The sequence below is a fragment of the Pseudomonas sp. 05N434 genome, from assembly GCF_056396965.1.
Genome location: NZ_JBFTMK010000645.1, coordinates 1 through 2,588 on the forward strand (window position 1 = coordinate 1; position 2,588 = coordinate 2,588).

The 2,588-nt window shown below is 61.0% G+C and carries 2 protein-coding genes and 1 pseudogene; 1 reads left to right on the top strand and 2 read right to left on the bottom strand.

What is annotated here, in order from left to right; genetic code table 11:
- The first annotated feature begins 63 nt into the window (after positions 1-63).
- On the top strand, positions 64-1,167 hold the full coding sequence (locus AC1DLB_RS27360) for an NADH:flavin oxidoreductase (protein ID WP_477786038.1): 1,104 nt from the start codon (positions 64-66) through the stop codon (positions 1,165-1,167).
- 71 nt (positions 1,168-1,238) lie between these two features.
- On the opposite strand, the gene AC1DLB_RS27365 is transcribed toward AC1DLB_RS27360, so the two are convergent.
- Positions 1,239-2,438 carry a glycosyltransferase family 4 protein gene (locus AC1DLB_RS27365; RefSeq protein WP_477743244.1) on the bottom strand — a complete coding sequence of 400 codons (1,200 nt, stop codon included), beginning with the start codon at positions 2,436-2,438 and terminating at the stop codon, positions 1,239-1,241.
- Between the two features lie 40 nt (positions 2,439-2,478).
- Positions 2,479-2,588, bottom strand: a pseudogene (locus tag AC1DLB_RS27370) (sulfate transporter CysZ); the annotation flags it as partial.

Consider the following 2,588-nt stretch of genomic DNA (forward strand, 5'->3'; position numbering starts at 1 on the left):
GTTCAAGGCAGGGCGCTCTCCATATTATCGCCGTCATAAAGCCTATGTCCCGTGGAGCGTCCAATGCCTGTCAAAGCCCTGTTCAAGCCTTTTCACCTCGGCGCTCTCGAACTGCCGACCCGCGTCGTCATGGCACCGATGACCCGCTCGTTTTCGCCGGGCGGCGTGCCCAACTCCAAAGTGRTTGAATACTACCGTCGCCGCGCTGCCGCCGGAGTTGGCCTGATCATCACCGAAGGCACCACGGTCGGTCACAAGGCCTCCAACGGTTACCCGAACGTGCCGCACTTCTACGGTGAAGCCGCACTGGCCGGCTGGAAAAAAGTCGTCGATGCAGTGCATGCCGAAGGCGGCAAGATCGTTCCGCAGCTGTGGCATGTGGGCAGCGTGCGCCGTATCGGCACCGAGCCGGATGCCAGCGTGCCAGGTTATGGTCCGTCGGAAAAACTGAAAGACGGACAGGTCGTGGTTCACGGCATGACCCAGCAGGATATCCAGGAGGTKATCGCTGCGTTCGCCCAAGCCGCCAAAGACGCCCAGAGCATCGGCATGGACGGCGTGGAAATCCACGGTGCCCATGGTTATCTGGTGGACCAGTTCTTCTGGGAAGGCAGCAACCAGCGCACCGACGAATACGGTGGCAGCCTGGCCAGCCGTTCGCGCTTCGCCATCGAATTGATTCAGGCGGTGCGCGCAGCAGTCGGCGAGGGATTCCCGATCATCTTCCGTTTCTCCCAGTGGAAGCAGCAGGACTACGCCGCGCGACTGGTGCAGACGTCAGAGGCGTTGGGCGAATTTCTCAAGCCGTTGTCCGACGCCGGCGTGGATATTTTCCACTGCTCGACACGCCGTTTCTGGGAGCCGGAGTTCGACGGTTCCGAACTGAACCTGGCCGGCTGGACCCGCAAGCTCACCGGCAAGCCGACCATCACCGTTGGCAGCGTCGGCCTGGATGGCGAGTTCCTGCAATTCATGGTCAACACCGACAAGATCGCACAGCCGGCCAGCCTGGAAAAACTGCTGGAGCGGTTGAATAACGATGAGTTCGACCTGGTGGCGGTGGGGCGTGCGTTGTTGGTGGACCCGGACTGGGCGCAGAAAGTGCGTGACGGTCGTGAGCAGGACATCCTGCCGTTCAGCCGTGATGCGTTAATGACGCTGGTTTAAGCGGCGTCAGGAAAGGCCTATATCGCGGGCAAGCCTCGCTCCTACAAGGGCGAGGCTTGCCCGCGAAGCTTTTAAGGTAACAACGCCGCATCGGATAGAACCTGTTCCTGCGCACAAGCCCCCCGCAACTGCCCCTCGAACTGCTCGATAATCGCCGCCCAGCCCTGACGGCTTGCATGCTGGCGGGCATTGAGCCGCATGCAGCGCAAGGTTTCGCGCTCCTCCAGCAGCCAACGTGCCGCATCGCAGAACGCCTGTTCATCCCCGGGCATGGCCAATACGCCGTTATAGCCATGGCGAATATGCTGAGCCGCCGCAGCCTGATCGTACGCCACCACCCCCAGCCCTGAGGCCAATGCCTCAAGCACCACATTGCCGAAGGTTTCGGTCAGGCTCGGAAACAGAAACACATCCCCCGAGGCATAGTGACTGGCCAGCGCTTCGCCGCGTTGTGAGCCGCAAAAAATCGCCTCGGGCAATTCCTTTTCCAGCGCCGATCGTTGCGGACCGTCACCGACCACAATCAATTTCATGTTGCGCTGTGGATAAGTGGTTTTCAGCGCGTCGAAACTACGCTTGAGCAGGCCAAGATTCTTCTCCTGGGCCAGGCGTCCTACGTGGATGAAGGCGATGTCATCCTCGGCCAGTCCCCATTGCTCACGCAGCGGTTTCAGTCGTTTGACCGGATGAAACAACTGGCTGTCGACGCCTCGAGAGAGTAACGCCAGACGCTCGAAACTGCGCCGCTCCAGCTCCAGTCGCTGGCTGGCGCTGGGCACCAGGGTCAGGGTCGAGCGATTGTGAAACCAGCGCAGGTAGTGGGTCAGCAAGCGCGTCAGCAACCCGAGCCCATACTGGCTGGAATACTGCTGAAAATTGGTATGAAAGCCGCTAACCACCGAAATCCCCAAACGTCGTGCCGCGCGTAACGCCGACAACCCCAGCGGTCCTTCGGTGGCGATGTACAACACGTCCGGGCGATGGCGCTTCCAGCGCCGCAGCAGCTTGTGCATCGACGACTGGCCCCATTGCAGGCCGGGATAACCCGGCAGCGGCCAGCCTCGACACAGCAGCAACTCATCATTGCTGCCGATCAGCGGGTCGCCGCCCTGACGTGGCCGCACCAACTCGACCTGATGCCCGCGCGCGCGCAAACCGTCGAACAAGCGGCCAAGAGTATTGGCCACGCCGTTGATTTCCGGGGGGAAGGTTTCGGTGATCAGGGTGATATGCAGAGCTGTCGTCATGACCTCAGTGTCGGCTGAGGCCATGTCGTCATTGTGACGGTGGGATGATGGATATATGACGCGATTAACTGCGTTCCGCCACCAGATTCTCCGCGCCACGCTCACGCACCCAGAACAGCGTCGCGCCAGCCACGGCCGCCGGCATCATCAAAATGTTCACCACCGGAATCAGCC